The organism is Pseudomonas sp. JDS28PS106, from assembly GCF_036706555.1.
Classification (GTDB): Bacteria; Pseudomonadota; Gammaproteobacteria; order Pseudomonadales; family Pseudomonadaceae; genus Aquipseudomonas.
Window position 1 is genome coordinate 95833 of the sequence record NZ_JBAJGT010000007.1, and the last position, 17614, is coordinate 113446.

At 60.6% G+C, this 17614-nt stretch carries 16 protein-coding genes; 8 read left to right on the forward strand and 8 right to left on the reverse strand.

Translation table 11 applies throughout. The annotated features are described in order from the left end of the window. Nucleotides 1–5: 5 nt before the first annotated feature. Entirely contained in the window at nt 6–2075 is a 2070-nt protein-coding gene (locus tag TRP66_RS13775) for an AsmA family protein (protein ID WP_333403141.1), read from the reverse strand. Nucleotides 2076–2350: 275 nt separating this feature from the next. Here TRP66_RS13775 and TRP66_RS13780 point away from each other — a divergent pair, with 275 nt between their 5' ends. The 5 genes from TRP66_RS13780 (at nt 2351) to TRP66_RS13800 (ending at nt 6347) form a co-directional block, all read left to right on the forward strand. Beyond that, a complete protein-coding gene (locus tag TRP66_RS13780; protein ID WP_333403144.1) occupies nt 2351–2983 on the forward strand; it encodes a TetR family transcriptional regulator in 633 nt (210 codons plus the stop codon). A gap of 273 nt (nt 2984–3256) precedes the next feature. Next, complete coding sequence (gene ureE, locus TRP66_RS13785) at nt 3257–3757, forward strand: urease accessory protein UreE (RefSeq protein WP_333403146.1); 501 nt, start codon at nt 3257–3259, stop codon at nt 3755–3757. After that, on the forward strand, nt 3754–4428 hold the full coding sequence (locus tag TRP66_RS13790) for an urease accessory protein UreF (protein ID WP_333403148.1): 675 nt from the start codon (nt 3754–3756) through the stop codon (nt 4426–4428). Before ureE ends, TRP66_RS13790 begins: the two co-directional genes overlap by 4 nt. Before the next feature lie 19 nt (nt 4429–4447). Further along, a complete protein-coding gene (gene ureG / locus TRP66_RS13795) occupies nt 4448–5062 on the forward strand; it encodes an urease accessory protein UreG (RefSeq protein WP_333403150.1) in 615 nt (204 codons plus the stop codon). A 73-nt stretch (nt 5063–5135) separates the two neighbouring features. Then, complete coding sequence (locus TRP66_RS13800; protein ID WP_333403152.1) at nt 5136–6347, forward strand: AGE family epimerase/isomerase; 1212 nt, start codon at nt 5136–5138, stop codon at nt 6345–6347. Here the strand turns inward: TRP66_RS13800 and TRP66_RS13805 are convergent, their stop codons facing one another. The 6 genes from TRP66_RS13805 to TRP66_RS13830 all read right to left on the reverse strand — a co-directional run bounded on the left by TRP66_RS13805 (nt 6348) and on the right by TRP66_RS13830 (nt 12994). After that, nucleotides 6348–7118, reverse strand: coding sequence for an SDR family oxidoreductase (locus TRP66_RS13805; RefSeq protein WP_333403154.1), 771 nt, complete (start codon nt 7116–7118; stop codon nt 6348–6350). A gap of 788 nt (nt 7119–7906) precedes the next feature. After that, on the reverse strand, nt 7907–8623 hold the full coding sequence (locus TRP66_RS13810; protein WP_333403156.1) for an ABC transporter ATP-binding protein: 717 nt from the start codon (nt 8621–8623) through the stop codon (nt 7907–7909). Next, nucleotides 8620–9495, reverse strand: a complete 876-nt coding sequence (locus tag TRP66_RS13815) for an ABC transporter ATP-binding protein (RefSeq protein WP_333403158.1) — start codon at nt 9493–9495, stop codon at nt 8620–8622. The genes TRP66_RS13810 and TRP66_RS13815 overlap by 4 nt, the downstream gene beginning before the upstream one ends. Continuing rightward, nucleotides 9492–10793, reverse strand: coding sequence for a high-affinity branched-chain amino acid ABC transporter permease LivM (livM, locus tag TRP66_RS13820; RefSeq protein ID WP_333403160.1), 1302 nt, complete (start codon nt 10791–10793; stop codon nt 9492–9494). The genes TRP66_RS13815 and livM overlap by 4 nt, the downstream gene beginning before the upstream one ends. A gap of 2 nt (nt 10794–10795) precedes the next feature. Next, a complete protein-coding gene (locus tag TRP66_RS13825) occupies nt 10796–11710 on the reverse strand; it encodes an ABC transporter permease subunit (RefSeq protein WP_333403162.1) in 915 nt (304 codons plus the stop codon). 147 nt (nt 11711–11857) lie between these two features. Next, complete coding sequence (locus tag TRP66_RS13830) at nt 11858–12994, reverse strand: branched-chain amino acid ABC transporter substrate-binding protein (RefSeq protein WP_333403164.1); 1137 nt, start codon at nt 12992–12994, stop codon at nt 11858–11860. Nucleotides 12995–13624: 630 nt separating this feature from the next. Between TRP66_RS13830 and pncB the strand changes: the two genes are divergently transcribed. Both pncB and nadE read left to right on the forward strand, forming a co-directional pair. Continuing rightward, complete coding sequence (pncB, locus tag TRP66_RS13835; RefSeq protein WP_333403166.1) at nt 13625–14848, forward strand: nicotinate phosphoribosyltransferase; 1224 nt, start codon at nt 13625–13627, stop codon at nt 14846–14848. 26 nt (nt 14849–14874) lie between these two features. After that, a complete protein-coding gene (nadE, locus tag TRP66_RS13840) occupies nt 14875–15702 on the forward strand; it encodes an ammonia-dependent NAD(+) synthetase (protein ID WP_333403168.1) in 828 nt (275 codons plus the stop codon). Between the two features lie 162 nt (nt 15703–15864). Here the strand turns inward: nadE and azu are convergent, their stop codons facing one another. Then, nucleotides 15865–16311, reverse strand: a complete 447-nt coding sequence (gene azu, locus TRP66_RS13845; RefSeq protein ID WP_333403169.1) for an azurin — start codon at nt 16309–16311, stop codon at nt 15865–15867. Nucleotides 16312–16666: 355 nt separating this feature from the next. Here azu and TRP66_RS13850 point away from each other — a divergent pair, with 355 nt between their 5' ends. Then, complete coding sequence (locus TRP66_RS13850) at nt 16667–17590, forward strand: hypothetical protein (protein WP_333403171.1); 924 nt, start codon at nt 16667–16669, stop codon at nt 17588–17590. Nucleotides 17591–17614 lie beyond the last annotated feature (24 nt).

The window sequence follows — 17614 nt, forward strand, 5'->3', positions numbered from 1 at the left end:
GATCATTACCTCACCGTCTTGGGCGCCTTGCCCGCCTTCATCTGTTCCAGCAACGGCCCGCATTTGTTGGGTTCTTCACTGTCACCCGGCGCCAGCAGCGCCAACAGCCCCGCCGCCGGACCTACCGTTGCGCCCAGCAGCACCATGCCCGCGCCGCGCAGCAGCAAGGGACCGGATTCAACCCCGGCGCCAGGACTCGCAAACGGCCCGCGAACATACAGCGGCGAGCGCAGCGAGAAGATCCGGAAGCCTTTCGACTCGGGCGTGATCTTGAGGTCCAGTTGTTCGGACTTCATGTTGGCCGTGCCGTCGATATAGATGACGGCGTTTTCCGTGTCGAACACGAACAGGCGGCTGGTCGCCAGACCGTCCTTGATACCGAAATCGGTCGCCGCGCAGTTGATCTTCACATCCTGGTCACCGAACAGCTTGCCCACGACATAGTTGCCGACGTTCAGGCCGGCGATTTCCATGAGGCTGCGGCTGATCGCACCATCGTTGACCAGCATTTTCAGGTCGCCGTTGGCCGTACCCAGCAGAGCGGCTACCGAATTACCACGGCCGCTGATGTCCGCATCGCCATTCAGTTCGCCGAAGCTGGTCTGCATCGGCTCGAACGTCGGGAACAATTGCTTGAGCTTGAAGCCGCGCGCCGACAGTTTGGCCCGACCTTGCAGAGGCGTTGTCTGGCCGTTGAGCCGGATATCGGCATCAAGCTTGCCCCCTGCTACGCCGAAACGCAGCGGAACCAGGTTCAGTTGCCCATCATCGAGTACCACATGGGTATAGAGATCGGTGAACGGCAGCTCGGGGCTTTGCACGATGCGCTTGCCGGTGAATTCGACATCGGCATCCATCGCCCGCCAGCGGTCGGTCTGGAATTCCTCGACCGGCAAGACCTTGCCTGTTGGCTGCTTGCTCTCTCCGCCGCGCTTTTTCTGCTCGGCATTGGAATCGGCGCCGATCAGCGGTGCAAGGTCAGTGAACAGCAACTGGTTGGAAACAAGCTTGCCGCTGAGCTTGGGTCGGGGCTGGCTTGACACGAAGGTCAGGTCGCCATGAATGTCACTGTTGCCGATCTTGCCGTTGAACCCCTGATAGCTGAAGCTGGCGCCGGTTGGCTCCCGAAGCTTGGCGATCAGCCGGCCATCGGTGGAATATGCGGGAGAGTCGGGCAGCGTCACGCCGGTCAGCGGATACAGGTCGCTCAAGGTCGCGCCGGACAGCTTCAGCCTGAGGTCCAGCGCGCCAAGGTTCTGCGGATCGGTCAAGGTGCCGGCGATCGCCGCGTGAGTGTTGCCCACCTTGACGTCGGCCTGGACCGGAAATGGCTGAGTCGCGTCCTTGAGTGCCAGCAGACCGCCGATCTTGCCGGTGCCGCTAAGCTTCTGTCCGTGATACTGCCCTTTCACCGCCAGCCCGAACGCATAGTCCTGAGCGGCCGCGCCCTTCTCTTCGGTTTTCTTCGCTTCGCTGCTGCCCACGATGTCGCTGAACGGAATGGGCTGGCCCAGCGGGTCGATGGCGACGTCCAGTTGCGTGTTCAGGACCCGATCGTCGTAGCCGACCAGCCCCTTGTCGAACTTGATCGCGCCGATATCCATCACCCATTTTGACGGCTCGGCATTCGGGTCCGATTCCGGCAGATCGAACGTCCAGTTCGCCCGGCCATCCGCCAGTCGCTCCAGCTTCGCCTGCGGCCCGGTCAGGTCGATACGCGGAATGACCACGTGCTGGGCCAGTAACGGCAACAGCGACAGGCGAAATTCCACGCGATCAAGCGTGACCATCTGCGGCGTTTTCGACCAGTCCGGGTTGCCGAGCGTCAGGTCGTCCGCCACGAAATGCGGCGACGGCACCCACGCGCGCCAACCACCCAGCTCCGGCTCCCGCTGCCATTGCACGTCCAGATTGCCATTGATGGCGAACGGCCGATGCAATGCTTCGCTGACCTTTTCGTTGATGGTGGGTTTGAGGCGATTCCAATCGAAGGTGGCGATCAAAACGACCAGAAGGACCAGCAACACCAACAGGGTGGCGGCGATCCAGGCGAAAATCTTGCGGCTGCGCGTCATGCGTGACTCCCCTAAAAACAACGCCCCGACCCTGGCACGTTGAGTACGACTTGGTTGTTTCGACTGATGAAATCCTCAAGGGTTTGATTGGAGAGGCAATCAGCACTGAAATCGTCCCCGGTCCGTCGCTGTTGCCGTCTCGTCAAGCGGTCAGACCAGGGCAGCATCGGGCCTGGAAAAGCCTTTCGCGTCGCGGACCGGAAATGCCTTCGACGTGGGAGAAGCGCATTTGCTAGAGTGCTCCCCAATCTCATCATTTGCAGACTGCCCGTTCCATGCTTCCCCGCGCCGAACAGAAACAACAGACCCGCAGAGCCCTGCTCGACGCCGCGCACCAGCTGATGGAGAGCGGCCGTGGCTTTGGCAGCCTGAGCCTGCGTGAAGTGGCGCGAACCGCGGGCATCGTTCCGACCGGTTTCTACCGACATTTCGAGGATATGGATCAGCTCGGTCTGGCACTGGTCAGTGAAGTCGGGCAGACGTTTCGCGAAACCATCCGCCTGGTGCGGCAGAACGAGTTCGCGGTGGGCGGGCTGATTCATGCATCGGTGCGGATTTTTCTCGACAAGGTTGCCGCCAACCGCTCGCAGTTTCTGTTTCTCGCTCGCGAGCAGTACGGCGGTTCGCTGCGGGTCCGTCAGGCGCTCGGGGCGCTGCGCGAAGGCATCAGCGCCGACTTGGCGGCGGATCTGGCGACCATGCCCAAATGGCGACACTTGAACGCCGATGCCCTGGCAATCATTGCCGACCTGGTGGTCAAGAGTGTGTTTGCCATGTTGCCTGAACTGATCGACCCGCCTTCCGACAACCTTGCACCCCATCTCACGCCTCACGCCAAGATTACCCAGCAACTGCGCTTTATCTTTATAGGTGCACGGCACTGGCGGGGGCTGGGTAGTCACGATTGACGGCGGTGTTGGGGTCGCGTACTTGGACGTGCCGACGCCTCGCGGCTAAAGCCGCTCCTACAGGTCACGCAATCCCGTAGGAGCGGCTTTAGCCGCGATGTGCCGCGGAGCGGCACTTTTTTAGTGCGCCGTTAAAAAACCGCACCGTTAATAAGCACTTCAGCGCAATTCTGGGTTCCTGTCACCCGCTTCCTACAGTCATTTCCGCACGCATGCACTATTGGCAAGCCCCTTGCTCTGTCTTGAAGCATTGCAAACAGCCGGAAGCGTCAGATGCTGGTTATCCACAAGAGAATCGAACCGCAAAACGAGTGGGCGGCTGAGCTGCACCTCAATTATGAAGCGCGCAGCAAGAGTCGCCTGCGCTGTTTCAGTGCCGAGAACGAAGACACCGGTCTGTTTCTGGAACGCGGCCAGCCACCGCTGCGCGACGGCGATTTCCTGCAAGCCGAAGACGGCCGCATCGTGCGCGTCTGCGCGCGGCCAGAGACGCTGTTGCACGTCACCTGCCAGAGCGCTTTCGAGCTGACGCGGGCGGCCTATCACCTGGGTAACCGCCACGTCGCGCTGCAAGTCGGTGACGGCTGGCTGCGCTTGCTGGATGACTACGTGCTCAAGGCCATGCTCGATCAGCTCGGCGCCACCAGCGAAACCATCGAAGCGCCCTTCCAGCCTGAACATGGCGCTTACGGGGGCGGCCATCATCACTCGCGTGCCGGGGAAGAAGATTTCAATTACCCACCGCGCCTGCATCAGTTCGGCGTGCGTACATGAATCGCGCCTGGGCGCTGCTGCGTCTGGCCAGCCCGCAGTTGCCCATCGGCGGCTACAGCTATTCCCAGGGTCTGGAAATGGCTGTGGAAAACTCCGTCGTGGTCGACCCGCAATCGGCGGCCCGCTGGATCGGCGATCAGTTGCTGCTCAATCTGGCCCGCTTCGAAGCGCCTCTGCTGCTCGCTCACTGCACCGCAGCCGCCGACGAGGACTGGGGCGAACTGTGGCAGTTGAGCGAGGAGCATCGCGCCAGTCGCGAAACCCGCGAACTGCACCTGGAAAGCCGGCAGATGGGCTATTCGCTCCAGCAACTGCTCAACGGCTTGCCGGAACTGGATGCGCCGGCGCGAAGTTTTCTGGCCCGGACCGGCGAGCCGCACTTGGCGCTGGGCTGGGCGCTGGCCGCGCGCGCCTGGCGGATCAGCCCGCAGGACGCCCTCGCCGCCTGGCTGTGGAGCTGGCTGGAAAACCAGCTGGCCGTGCTGATGAAGACCCTGCCCCTCGGGCAGCAGGCCGCGCAGCGCCTGACCAGCGAGCTGTTGCCGCTGTTGCAGCGGGCGCAGGAGCAAGCCAGCGCTCTGAATAGTCGCCACCTTGGCAGCGCGCCTTTCGGGCTGGCGCTGGCGAGCATGGCTCACGAACGTCAATACAGCCGGTTGTTCCGGTCCTGAAACACTCATGGAGAACTCAATGAACAGCCAACCCCTGCGCGTCGGCATCGGCGGCCCGGTCGGTTCCGGCAAGACGGCGCTGACCCTGGCCCTGTGCCTGGCCCTGCGTGACCGCTACAACCTGGCAGTCGTCACCAACGACATCTATACCCGCGAGGACGCGGATTTCCTGGTACGCAATGAGGCCCTCGCGCCAGAGCGAATCATCGGCGTAGAAACCGGCGGTTGCCCGCACACGGCCATTCGCGAAGATGCCTCGATCAACCTGGAAGCCGTCGATCAGCTCAACCGGCGTTTCGAAGGCCTGGATCTGATCATCGTCGAATCCGGGGGCGACAACCTGTCGGCGACCTTCAGCCCGGAACTCTCGGACCTGACGATCTACGTGATTGACGTCTCGGCCGGCGACAAGCTGCCTCGCAAGGGTGGGCCGGGGATCTGCAAATCCGACCTGCTGGTGATCAACAAGACCGATCTCGCGCCGCTCGTGGGCGCGTCGCTGGAGATGATGGACAGCGACACCCGACGGATGCGCGGCGAGAAGCCCTTCGTCTTCAGCAATCAGAAAACCGGCCACGGGCTGGACCAGATCATCGCCTTCATCGAGCGCCAGGGGCTGCTGACCGCGGCCTGAGGTTCGAAATCGCGCGTCCGGAGCCGGACGCGCGGTGTTCGCAAGGGATTTCCGAAGCGGCAATCCTGCTAACATGTCGCGCATTCAAACTCTGTCGCGACGCCAGCCGATGCCCCACGCCTCCAGCTCCGCCCTTCCGCCCGAACCGAACGCCGTTTTCGCCGATCTGCAGGCGCATTTCCTGCGCGTGATAGTGCCTCTGTGGCAGGGTCCGGGCTGGAATTCGCAACTGGCGCTGCCCTACGAAGCGCTGGATGCCGATCATCGACCGCTGCCCCCGCAGCGCTACCGCGCCATGGCGTGCGCGCGTCAGTTGTTCGTGTTTTCCAGCCTGATCGATCACCCTGGTGTCACCGGGGCCCGCGATCGCGCCGACGCGCTGTTCCGCTCGCTCCAGCGGCATTTTCATGATGCCGAGCATGGCGGCTGGTTCTACAGCGTCGACCCCGAAGGCAAGCCGCTGGACCGGCGCAAGGATCTTTATTCCCACGCGTTCGTCATCTTCGCCTGCGCCCACTACTGGGCGCGGACCGGCGAGCCTCTGGCCCAATCAGCGCTGGACGCTGCGCTGGAAGTGGTACGCGAACGTTTCGCCGATGGCGCCGGACTGTACGAAGCGCAGCTGGATGAGGATTGGTCTTCGCTGGGCAGCGGACCTTTGCAGAATCCATTAATGCACCTGGCCGAAGCCTTCATGGCGACGTTGTCATTGCGTCCCGACCCTGTAACCCAGTCCGCCCTGAACGGTCTGGTGGCGAATATGCAGGAGCGTTTCGTCGACCCGCAGACCGGTGTCATGCTGGAGAAGCCGCTGGGATCTGTGGATAACTGGTATGAGCCGGGGCATCAGTTCGAGTGGTTCTTTCTGCTGCAAACCTCGCCGGACATGCATGACCGGCCTCTGCATGACTCGCTGACACGGGCTTTCCTGCACGCCGAAGCGCAAGGCGTCGACCCGCGCACAGGCGCGGTGGCTGCCATGCTGACGCTGGAAGGCGGCGTGCTGGATGGCACGCAGCGGATCTGGGCGCAAGCGGAGTATCTTCGCGCGCTGGCGCTGCACCCGCAGAGCGGGACGCAGCCCGCGGAGCAGATGGATGCGCTGCGCCAGCGTTTCCTGCATGCTGGCGGCTGGCATGAGTGCCTGAGCGCCGAGGGCGCGATCAGCCGCAGCGACATGCCCTCCACCACGCCCTACCATCTGGCGACCTGCTACATCGGCTTGGCCGACTGGCTACAGAACCGCGGCAGCGGGGCGCCATTGACGACCGCGCTGCCGGGCTGATCAGGCGCCGGCGCGAGTACGGTCGATCGCGAAACCGGCCCAGGTCTGGCTGACCGGCATCAGTTCCAGATTGTTGATATTGACGTGCGCCGGGGTGTTCATGATCCAGAAAATGGTCTCGGCGATGTCCTGCGGCTGGATTGGCTCGGCACCCGCGTAGGTCGCGTCATACTTGGACTGGTCTCCACCGAAACGCACCAGCGAGAATTCGCTTTCGCACAGGCCCGGCTCAAGGTTGGTAACGCGCACGCCGGTACCGACCAGATCGTTGCGCAGGTTCAGCGAGAACTGCCCGACGAACGCCTTGGTGCCGCCGTACACGTTGCCGCCCGGATACGGGTAGTTGCCCGCGACCGAACCCAGGTTGACGATGCTGGCGCCCCGGCCATGAGCGATCAGGCGCGGCAGCAGCAGGCGCGTGGTGTAGACCAGACCTTTGACGTTGGTGTCGATCATGGTGTCCCAGTCGTCCAGGCTGCATTTCGGCGCCGGATCGATACCCAGCGCCAGACCCGCGTTGTTGATCAGTCCCTGGATGCTGGCGAACTCTTCAGGCAGATTGGCGATAGCCTCTTCCATCGCCGCGCGATCACGCACATCCAGCTCCAGCGTGTGCACGCGGGTCTTGCCGGACAGCTCGGCGCTCAACGCATCCAGGCGCTCCTTGCGACGGCCTGTAAGAATCAGCGACCAGCCTGCTTCGGCAAAGCGGCGGGCGCAGGCTTCGCCGAAGCCGGACGTGGCGCCGGTGATGAATACTGTGGAAGTCATTGGGTTCTCCTGAAAGGCGCGTCTGGTTGATAGGTCGATAACGAAGGCCGAAGCATGCCCGTGCGGGTCCTCACGGATCAAGCCGGCGCTGCTGGCAAACCGCGCACCGCACCGACTGTACAAATAATGATCAATACGCTGCAGCCCACGATCTACAAGGGCTGTGCGAGTTTTTGCCCATCTTATCCACAGTCAGGCCCACAAAATCCGGGGGCAACTGCAAATGGCTGAAAGCCCCGGAATCCGGGCCTCTCAGCGCCCCATGGAAACTTTTATGCTTGACTTTCACTGGTGTGCCGGTCGGCAAACCGAGGTCCAAAAACGGGTGATGGCCTGTAGCCCATGCCGGTTACGGGATTGCGGAGTATTTCCAAGGGTTGCACACAGAGTTATCCACAGGCCATGCGACACACGGAACTGTATGAACAACCAGGCCCATAGGTGTTGACAAATCGTGGAAACGGCAGGCCAAAAGCCTCTGATCAATAATTGACCACAAGGCTAGGCGCCTTGTAATCCGTGGCCTACAGCCAAATACGCCCACGTTATTAACAGCCGGTTCCACAGTATCCCTGAACAAGTCGAAACCATGACAAAACAAGCCTTTGCAGCGGCTTTATGTCGCGTTTTCAGACGACGTCAAAATTGTTTTCCACAATTGTGGAGATCGTATAGGGATGGACCCTGTTGCCTTCGTTGCGAGCAAGCTCCCTCCCACAGTGAACGCAAAACCTGTGGGAGGGAGCGAAGCTCGCGACCGGGTGCAAAGCACCCGCGAAAACAGGCGGTCAGTGGCCGCCCAGGTAGGCGTTTCTGACCTCTTCGTTGACCAGCAATTCCTTGCCGGTCCCTGACAGCCGGATCTGTCCGTTGACCATGACGTAAGCCCGGTCGGACAACTTGAGGGCGTGGTTGGCGTTCTGCTCCACCAGGAAGATTGTCATGCCGGTCGATGCCAACTCCCGCAGCGTGGCGAAAATCTGCTTCACGATGATCGGCGCCAGGCCCAGGCTCGGCTCGTCCAGCAGCAGCAAGCGGGGCCTGCTCATCAGGGCGCGGGCGATGGCCAGCATCTGCTGTTCGCCACCGGACATGGTCATGGCCCGCTGGTTGCGGCGTTCTTTAAGGCGTGGGAAGAGGTCGAACATGCGCTGCATGTCTTCGCCTGAATGCTTGTCGCCGATAGGGATGGTGCCCATCATCAGGTTCTCTTCCACCGACATGTCCGGGAACACCCGCCGCCCTTCAGGCGACTGGGCGATGCCGTTGGACGCAATGTAGTGGGAAGATTTATGGGTGATGTCGGTGCCCTGATAAATGATCTGTCCACTGGCGGCACGCGGCTGACCGAAGATCGACATCAGTAGCGTCGATTTGCCTGCGCCGTTGGAGCCGATCAGGCTGACCGTCTCGCCTTCGTCGATATGCAGTGAGACTTTCTTGAGCGCCTGGATCGGCCCGTAAAACACATCGATCTCTTTCAGTTCGAGGATCGGCTTGCTCATACCAGTTCCTCTTCATCAGCGCCCAGGTACGCGGCGATCACCTTGGGATCGTTGCGGATCTGTTCCGGTCCGCCGGCGGCAATCACGTTGCCGTGGTCCAGCACCACGATATCGTCGGAAATGCCCATCACCATGCCCATGTCATGCTCGATCAGGACGATGGTCATGTCGTGCTCGTCGCGCAGCAGGCGGATCATGCCGCTCAAGGCTTCGGTTTCCTGCGGGTTGAGGCCCGCCGCCGGCTCGTCGAGGCAGATCACCTGGGGCCGGGTGCACATGGCCCGGGCGATCTCCAGACGACGTTGTTGGCCGTAGGAAAGCTCACCGGCGAGACGATTGGCACAATCCACCAGATCCACAACCTCCAGCCAGTAGAACGCGGTATTCAGCGCGTCCTCTTCCGCCTTGCGATAACCCTTGGTGTTGAGGATGCCGGCCAGCAGGTTGCGGTTGACCCACATGTGCTGGGCGACCAGCAGGTTCTCGATGACCGACATTTCCTTGAACAGACGGATGTTCTGAAAAGTCCGCGCCAGCCCAGCGCGGTTCACCAGGTGCGTGCCGCCGAACATCTTGTAGTAGAGCCGGCTGGCGAAGCTTCTCGGAGACACGAAATCGGCAGCCTGAAACGGCTCGCCCAGCAGCTTGATGACGTTGGTGTCCTTGCCTCGGGTATGCAGTTCGATGCGGCCGCCGGTGGCTTTGTAGAACCCGGTCAGGCAGTTGAAGACCGTGGTCTTGCCCGCGCCGTTGGGACCGATCAGCGCGAAGATCGAATTGCGACGCACCTTGAGGCTGACGTCGCTCAGCGCCTTGATGCCGCCGAAATGCATCATCAGATGCTCGACGGAAAGAATCACTTCATTGTTCATCGCCCGGCTCCCTCGGTGACCAGAACGCCTTTGCGCGGCGCCACGCCCGTGCGGCTGATGCGGATCAGGCCGCGCGGTCTCCAGATCATCATCAGCACCATCAGGACGCCGAACAGCAACACTCGATACTCCGAGAAGCTGCGCAACAACTCGGGTGCGACGGTGAGCACGAATGCCGCGATCACCACGCCTACCGTCGACCCCATGCCGCCCAGCACCACGATGGCGAGGATCAGCGCCGACTCGAAGAAGGTGAACGACGTCGGGTTGACGAAGCCCTGGTAGCTGGCGAAAAACACTCCCGCCAGACCGGCCGTCGACGCGCCGATGGTGAACGCCGAGAGTTTGACCAGTACATGATTGAGGCCCATCGAGCGACAGGCGATCTCATCTTCACGCAGCGCTTCCCAGGCACGGCCGATAGGCATACGGGTCAGCCGGTGCTTGATGAACAGCACGGCCAGAACCACGATGAACAGCACGGCGTAGATGAACAGGAATTTCAGGTCCGGGTTGTAATCGAAGCCGAAATATTCATGGATCGGCGTTCCGCCTTCCCGCGCGCGCCGACCGAACTCCAGCCCCAGGAACGTGGGCGAAGGCACCGGAACGCCATTCGGTCCGCCGGTGAACGACAGCCAGTTGTTGAGCACCAGACGGATGATCTCGCCGAAACCCAGGGTCACGATCGCCAGATAGTCCCCATGCATCCTGAGCACCGGAAAGCCGAGGATGCAGCCAGCCAGCGCGGCGGCGATGGCCGCCAGCGGCAACGCCGACCAGAAACCCAGCCCCAGATACTGGTAGCCCAGCGCGAGACCATAGGCGCCGATGGCATAGAACGCCACGTAACCCAGATCGAGCAGACCGGCCAGGCCGACCACGATGTTCAGGCCTAACCCCAGCAGCACGTAGATCAGCCCAAGAATCACCACCGTCAGCACATACTTGTTGGCGAACACTGGAAAGATAATGGCGATCACGATCAACGCGGGGATGATCCAGTACAGGCTGGATTTATGATCGGGCTTGAGGACATGCACGCCGGACCCGCCGCCTTCGAGCGTATGCGCGATGCGCAGGCCGCGCGGCGTCTGCAGGAACAGGCTCATCAGGAATCGCCCGGCCATCACCACGGCCACCAGCCAGGCGACACGGGTGGGTTCCAGATCGAAGCTGTAGCCTTGCAGCACCACGCCGACGATGGGGCCGAAGACGATCAGCGCCAGCAGGCCGGCCACGATTGCGTCGATGACACTCTTTTTGATGTCGATGGATTTGCTATCAGGAGCGGACATACTCACACCTTCGCCACGAGTGGGCGACCCAGCAGGCCTTGGGGACGAAAGATCAGGATCAGCACCAGCAGGCCGAAGCTGAATACATCTTTGTAATCGGAGTTGATCAGACCGGAGAACTGCGACTCGGCGACTCCGAGGATCAGCCCTCCGAGCATTGCGCCCGGCAAGGAGCCAATGCCGCCCAGCACCGCCGCGGTGAACGCTTTGATACCGATGACGAACCCGGCATAGAAGTCGAAGGTGCCGTAGTTCATGGTGATCAGCACACCGGCCAGCGCGGCCATGGCGGCGCCGATGACGAATACGTAGGAAATGACCCGGTCAGTGTTGATCCCCAGGATCGAGGCCATCTTGCGATCCTGCTGCGTGGCCCGGCACATCCGCCCCAGTTTGGTGTACTGAATGATGTAAGTGAGCAACGCCATGCCGGCGAAGGCGGCGATCAGGATGAAGATCTTGGTGTAGGTAATCTGTACGAAGCCTGTGCCGATCTCGAAGCGCCAGGCGCCTTCCAGCAATGTCGGAACGCCCTGCTGACGCGCGCCTTGGCTGATCTGCGCATAGTTCTGGAGGATCAGCGAGATGCCGATGGCGCTGATCAGCGGTGCCAGCCGGGTCGAGTTGCGAAGCGGCTTGTAGGCCACGCGCTCGATCACGAAGCCGTAAACGCCGGTCACCACAATGGTAAAAATCAGGGTGCCGAGGATCAGAAAGGGAAAGGATTCAAGCCCGAAGAACGACAGGACCGCCAGTCCGATCGCGGCCAGATAGGCGGAGATCATGTACACGTCGCCGTGGGCGAAGTTGATCATGCCGATGATGCCGTAGACCATCGTGTAACCGATGGCGATGAGTCCATAGACCGACCCGAGGGTCAGTCCATTGACCATTTGCTGCAGGAAAATACCGTCCATCACGCACGCTCACACACTTGAAAGGCAGCTCAGGGTTACGCTCGCCGCCTCTTGCGAAGCAGCGAACGTGGCCGAAGACAACGTGAATCCGCGGCTCGCCAGCCGTCCGGCCTGAACAGGCCTAGGCGGCTGGCGGCGGATTGCGGCTTATTTCTGCTTTTCGAGTTGTTTGTATTTGCCTGTCGCGTCCCACTGATAAACCACGTAGTCGGAGACCTTCAGATCGCCCTTGGCGTCCCAGGCCTTCTCACCCATCACGGTCTTCACCGGGTTGGATTTGAGCCACTCGGCCGCGGCATCGCCCTTGTTGGACTTGGCGCCGCCGAATCCGGCCGCCAGCGCCTGGATGGAGGCGTAGGCGTAGAGTGTGTAGCCCTCGGGCTCATAGCCCGATTTCCGGAACTGATCGACCACGGCCTTGCTGTCCGGCAGCGCGCGCGGGTCGGCACCGAATGTCATGTAGACGCCATCGACGTATTGCGCGCCGCCCGCGGTGGTGACCAGTTCGTCGGTGACGATGCCGTCGTCGGACATGAACTTCACGTCCTTGAGCCCCTGCTCGCGCATCTGGCGTACCAGCGGGCCGGCCTCAGGGTGCAGGCCACCGAAATACACTACCTCGGCACCGACGGAGCGAATCTTGGTGACCAGCGCGCTGAAGTCCTTCTCGCCACGGGTCAGGCCTTCATACAGCACCGGTGCCACACCGCGCTTCTTGAGCTGGGTCTGGGTGGCATCCGCCAGCCCCTGACCATAGGTGTCCTTGTCATGGATGACCGCGACTTTCTTGCCCTTGAGGACATCGACGATGTAGTCGCCGGCGACGATGCCCTGCTGGTCGTCACGGCCGCACATGCGGAACATTTCCTTCATGCCGCGCTCGGTGACCTGCGGGTTGGTGGAGCCTGGCGTGATGGCGATGACGCCTGCGTCGCTATAGATCTCGGACGCAGGGATGGTGGACGACGAGCAGAAATGCCCTACGACGCCAGCCACCTTGTCCTGATCCACCAGACGGTTGGCGACAGCTACCGCCTGCTTGGGTTCGCAAGCGTCGTCGCCAGCCACCAGCACGATTTTTTCCCCGTTCACACCACCCGCCGCGTTGATGGCGTCCGCCGCCGCCTGCGCGCCTTTCATGTATTGCTGACCAAAGGAAGCATTGGCGCCGGTCATCGGACCCGCAACGCCGATCTTCAGATCGGCCTGGGCCAGCGAAGAAACGCCCAACGTTGTTGCCACTGCGATTGCCAGAAAACCTTTCCTGTAAAACGTATGCGACATGAGTGGTGCTCCTGAGGATTTTTTTAATTAGCACAGCAACTACAGGAATGGCTGTGAGCAAGGGGCGTGCCATTGCTTTTTCTCCCCTGCGTACAGGGGCGCCGGGATGCGCCCGTGAGCGTGGGGTCAGAGCTGAAAACAGGGCGTGCAACCGTCTGCTCCGCGCCCGGTGCAACTTTCCGGGTGATATTGGGGCAACCCGGATGCATCGCATTGCAACCCGCAGCCACCAGCACACGTGAATGCGCTGTAACGGCGTACGTCACCGAACTGCACACCGTGAGTGCGCTGACGATACGAGACGCACCATATGAGGTTAGTGGACACGCCGAAAAACGCCCGAGCGGAACCCGAGCGGTAATCAGTCCCGTGACAGAGCCATCGCGGACGCCGGCTCGGAGGCGTAACAGCCGGCCGGAGACGCTTCAATGCGGGGCATTCGGTCAGCCCCTGCGGCGCGCCTGAACCGACATTGGGTTGGAAAGAAACGTGTCGCGCACCTTCAATGGCTGGCATCATGTCGACCGTCACTAATGGAACCGATCGTGGCCCTTTGCCGGCCTGCACCCTCAAGGCATTCGATCATTAATACGGCGGGGTTTCGTCAACCGGCCCGCCTGGAGCGTCCCGATGAGCCAGAGCGCCTTCTCCAATCGTATCGTGCAGAATCTGCTGGATACCGACTTCTACAAGCTGACCATGATGCAGGCTGTCCTGCACAACTATCCCAATGTCGATGTGGAATGGGAGTTTCGTTGCCGTAACGGCGAAGACCTGCGGCCCTATCTCGACGAGATCAGGCACCAGATCGAGCTGCTCTGCGAGCTGTCGCTCAGTCAGGAACAGCTGAGTTTCCTGGAGCGCATCACGTTCCTGAAGCCCGACTTCCTGCGGTTTCTCGGCCTGTTTCGTTTCAATACGCGTTATGTGAAGACCAGCATCGAGAACGACGAGCTGTGCATTCGCCTGCACGGCCCCTGGCTGCATGTCATCCTGTTCGAAGTGCCGCTGCTGGCGATCGTCAGCGAAGTTCGCAACCGTCAGCGCTACCCCGAGATTCTGCTCACCCAGGCCAGCGAACGTCTGTATGACAAGTTCGAATGGCTGACCAGCAACGCCACGCCGGACGAACTGGCTGAACTCAAGGTGGCGGACTTCGGCACTCGCAGAAGATTTTCCTACCGGGTGCAGGAAGAAATCGTCACCGTGCTCAAGCGCGACTTCCCAGGGCAGTTCGTGGGCACCAGCAACGTGCACCTGGCACGAGAACTGGACATCAAACCGCTCGGCACCATGGCCCACGAATGGATCATGGCTCACCAGCAGCTGGGGCCCCGCCTGATCGACAGCCAGATCGCCGCGCTCGACTGCTGGGTCCGCGAATACCGGGGACTGCTGGGCATCGCCCTCACCGACTGCATCACCACCGACGCATTTCTGCGCGACTTCGATCTGTACTTCGCCAAGCTGTTCGACGGGCTGCGACACGATTCGGGCGATCCGGTGCAGTGGGCCGAAAAATGCATCACCCACTACCAACGGCTTGGCATCGACCCTATGAGCAAGACCCTAGTGTTCTCCGACGGGCTGACGCTGCCCAAGGCTCTGGGAATTTTTCGGGCGCTGCGTGGACGTATCAATGTGAGCTTCGGTATCGGCACCAACCTGACCGCCGATATTCCCGGCATCGCGCCCATGAACATGGTGCTGAAAATGACCGCTTGCGCGGGGCAGGCCGTGGCGAAGATTTCCGATGAGCCGGGCAAGGCCCAGTGCAAGGATCCTAACTTCGTCGCTTATCTGCGACATGTATTCAAGGTTCCCGCCGGGCCCGATCCGGAACAACCTGCTTGAATTGTCCCACTTACAAGGAGTGAATCATGCACGTCACACAGGTCGAGATCGCTGAACAGCTCAAGGTCCAGCCACCGTTCGCTGACGAGGCTGCCTTGCAGGCCGACGTCACACGCCGCGTCGATTTCATCAAGGATTGCCTGCGCAATGCGCGTCTGAAGACGCTGGTCCTGGGCATCAGCGGCGGTGTCGACTCGCTGACCGCAGGGCTTCTGGCCCAGCGCGCCGTGCGCGAGCTGCGCGAGAGCACCGGCGACCAGGGTTATCGTTTCATCGCCGTGCGCCTGCCTTATGTGGTGCAGAAGGACGAGCACGAAGCACAAGCCTGCCTGGACTTCATCAAGCCGGACGAGTGCCATACCGTCAACATCGGCGCCAGCGTCAAGGCCATGGCCAGCGAAATCAAGAGCTTCGAGAACCTGCCGGCCAACACCGTGGATTTCGTACTGGGCAATACCAAAGCGCGCATGCGCATGATCGCGCAGTACACCATCGCCGGCGCCTGTCAGGGTCTGGTGATCGGCACCGACCATGCGGCGGAAGCGGTCATGGGTTTTTTCACCAAGTTCGGTGACGGCGCTTGCGACATCGCTCCGCTCAGCGGCCTGGTGAAAAACCAGGTACGCGCCATTGCCCGCGCATTCGGCGCACCCGAAGCACTGGTGGAAAAAGTGCCGACGGCCGACCTGGAAGACCTGTCACCGGGCAAGCCGGACGAAGTCGCCCATGGCGTGACCTATGCCGACATCGACGCCTTCCTGCATGGCAAGCCGGTGGGCGAAGACGTGGCGAAAATCATCTGCGACACCTACGTCAAAACCCAGCACAAGCGCGAGCAGCCTTACGCGCCCTGAGGCCTTTATCGCCAGCAAGCTGGCTCCTACGAATCCAAGCGTAGGAGCCAGCTTGCTGGCGATGCTGCCTTCGTCGCGAGCTTCGCTCCCTCCCACAAAATCCGCGCTGTTCGTGGGAGGGAGCTTGCTCGCGACGAAGGCGCCGCGGTCACCCGTCTGACATCACTTGAACGTCACATCACCTTTCATCATGGCGATATGGCCCGGGAAGGTGCAGAAGAACTGATACTTCTCGGCCGGGTCCAGCTTCGACAGGTCGAAAGTCACGGAATCCTTTTCCCCCGCACCGATGATTTTGGTGTGGGCAATCACACGATCATCGCCTTCCTTCAGATAACTCTTGTCGATCCCGGCGCCCATGCCTTCGCTGGCGATCGCCTGGACGTCCGCCGTCTTGCTCAGTACCCAGTTATGACCCATGACGTTCTTCGGCAGGTTGCCGGAGTGTGTCAGGTTGACCGTGAAGCTCTTGCAGCTCTTGTCGATCACGATGGCTTTGGTGTCGTACATCATCTGGTCAGTGGAATCGACAGTGGTGGAACACTCCGCAGCCAACAACTGGCCGCTGGCCAGGGTCAGAAGGGATACGGCGACAAGCTTGCGAATCATGTGAATCTCCAAGGCAGGGTGCTTCATGAATACAGAGAGACTGCCTGATCCGGGATCAGGTGCCAATGACCTGCGTCATTGCGTCCCGTATGGCGGGACTGGCAACCGGTAGCGGGGGATAACAACGCTCGCGAGGCCACCGGCTCAGTCATCGAGTGAACTGTTCATTGAACGACTGACTCGTCCCGGGAATTAACAACGCACTGCTCATAGCAGAAGCGGCGACCTGGAGTTCTCGTTCGATGATTTAAGTTACTGACTGAAATAGAAGCTCATTCCCACAGCAAATCGATAATCCTCTGGCAGCAAGCCACCGCTGAAACTGCTTAAGTGCTTTTATTTAGAGAGCATAAGCATGAGAGTAAACAGTAGCGAAAGCCTGCACGGTATTTTCCAAGGCTTTTCCCCTTTGGGTGAGCATGCAATTGATGGATGTCGTATCGCGCAGCATAAAGGCAGCCTTTTTTGCGTATATGTGGGCACAAACAGAGAAATCATGTACGCGATAAAACCTTCATCGGCCCCGTGGCAAACACCCCTTTTAGCGAAACATGACTCGGCCCATGACGGCTATATGGCCATCGAACCTGTGGAAAACCCCGTCCCCGCAGCTTTTTCCCTGGCCAGCAACAACGTCCCGAGCCTTGTCTCCTTCAAAGATGCACTATGGCTGATCTATACCGATGACGCCGGATCGACAGTCTTTCGACGCTGGGATGAGCATCGCAGCGAATTCATACTCATTCGGGAACGCGCTTTAACCGTGCAGCAGTCGGCAAGCTTTGCACAACTTAATGATACGCTCTACATGTTTTACAAGGTAGCTTCGAGCAACAATATTATCTGCGCATCCACTACAGACATGGAGCATTGGAGCAGACCCCGGCTGATAAAAAAGGATGGCATCAACACGGTTACCAGTAACGTAAGCCCGGCGGCCATCACTTACCAAGGCCTGATCCACCTCGTCTACAAAGATACCAAAGGCGGCTTTTATCTGGTGAAGAGCGATGGGGAGCACTGGACAGGCGCTATTGCCCTCATTCCTGCCGATTACACGCATTCGCCGGGCATTGCCGTTCACAACGGCCTTCTGAAGTTGGTTTTCTGTAATCTGCCCGACGCCGCTTCATCCGCTCTGTACCAATACAGTTATGACGGCAACGCTCTTAGCCCGGTAATGCCCAGCACGCTATTGAGCGCGACTGGAACGCCGGCGCTCAGCACTCAGGATGGAAAACTGATCGTGACGTACCTTGAAACATCTCTCGTAAATTGAACGCTCCATGCTGATTATATCTGG

Bases quoted from the DNA above. Each gene is read 5' to 3' on its own strand.
- TRP66_RS13815 (WP_333403158.1), bottom strand. From the start codon at position 9,495: ATGAACAATGAAGTGATTCTTTCCGTCGAGCATCTGATGATGCATTTC.
- pncB (WP_333403166.1), top strand. From the start codon at position 13,625: ATGAGCCAGAGCGCCTTCTCCAATCGTATCGTGCAGAATCTGCTGGAT.
- TRP66_RS13830 (WP_333403164.1), bottom strand. From the start codon at position 12,994: ATGTCGCATACGTTTTACAGGAAAGGTTTTCTGGCAATCGCAGTGGCA.
- TRP66_RS13850 (WP_333403171.1), top strand. From the start codon at position 16,667: ATGAGAGTAAACAGTAGCGAAAGCCTGCACGGTATTTTCCAAGGCTTT.
- azu (WP_333403169.1), bottom strand. From the start codon at position 16,311: ATGATTCGCAAGCTTGTCGCCGTATCCCTTCTGACCCTGGCCAGCGGC.
- TRP66_RS13825 (WP_333403162.1), bottom strand. From the start codon at position 11,710: ATGGACGGTATTTTCCTGCAGCAAATGGTCAATGGACTGACCCTCGGG.
- TRP66_RS13780 (WP_333403144.1), top strand. From the start codon at position 2,351: ATGCTTCCCCGCGCCGAACAGAAACAACAGACCCGCAGAGCCCTGCTC.
- ureG (WP_333403150.1), top strand. From the start codon at position 4,448: ATGAACAGCCAACCCCTGCGCGTCGGCATCGGCGGCCCGGTCGGTTCC.
- ureE (WP_333403146.1), top strand. From the start codon at position 3,257: ATGCTGGTTATCCACAAGAGAATCGAACCGCAAAACGAGTGGGCGGCT.
- TRP66_RS13790 (WP_333403148.1), top strand. From the start codon at position 3,754: ATGAATCGCGCCTGGGCGCTGCTGCGTCTGGCCAGCCCGCAGTTGCCC.
- nadE (WP_333403168.1), top strand. From the start codon at position 14,875: ATGCACGTCACACAGGTCGAGATCGCTGAACAGCTCAAGGTCCAGCCA.
- TRP66_RS13805 (WP_333403154.1), bottom strand. From the start codon at position 7,118: ATGACTTCCACAGTATTCATCACCGGCGCCACGTCCGGCTTCGGCGAA.
- TRP66_RS13810 (WP_333403156.1), bottom strand. From the start codon at position 8,623: ATGAGCAAGCCGATCCTCGAACTGAAAGAGATCGATGTGTTTTACGGG.
- livM (WP_333403160.1), bottom strand. From the start codon at position 10,793: ATGTCCGCTCCTGATAGCAAATCCATCGACATCAAAAAGAGTGTCATC.
- TRP66_RS13800 (WP_333403152.1), top strand. From the start codon at position 5,136: ATGTCGCGCATTCAAACTCTGTCGCGACGCCAGCCGATGCCCCACGCC.
- TRP66_RS13775 (WP_333403141.1), bottom strand. From the start codon at position 2,075: ATGACGCGCAGCCGCAAGATTTTCGCCTGGATCGCCGCCACCCTGTTG.